The organism is Bacillus cereus group sp. N31, from assembly GCF_016483245.1.
GTDB classification, from domain to species: Bacteria; Bacillota; Bacilli; order Bacillales; family Bacillaceae_G; genus Bacillus_A; species Bacillus_A toyonensis.
The window spans coordinates 1-266 of the sequence record NZ_JAEHCH010000105.1 but is presented as its reverse complement, the minus strand read 5'-3'; the positions used below and the strand labels follow the sequence as shown (position 1 = coordinate 266).

Here is a 266-nt window from a genome sequence, read left to right as displayed (position 1 = left end):
AATGCCAATAATGGATAACAACCAACCACCTAATATCATGCCCATAATGGATAACAACCAACACCCCAATATGATGCCGATTATGGATAACAATCAAATGCCGAATATGATGCCGATCATGGATAACAATCAAATGCCGAATATGATGCCGATAATGGATAACAATCAAATGCCGAATATGATGCCGATTATGGATAAGAATCAACAGCCGAATATGATGCAGATTCAATATAAGAATCAACAGCCGAATATGAACCATAATACGT

1 pseudogene is annotated in these 266 nt (G+C 36.8%); it reads left to right on the top strand.

The annotated features are described in order from the left end of the window. Nucleotides 1-82: 82 nt before the first annotated feature. Nucleotides 83-266 (top strand): annotated as a pseudogene (locus JDS81_RS29985) (peptigoglycan-binding protein LysM); the annotation flags it as partial.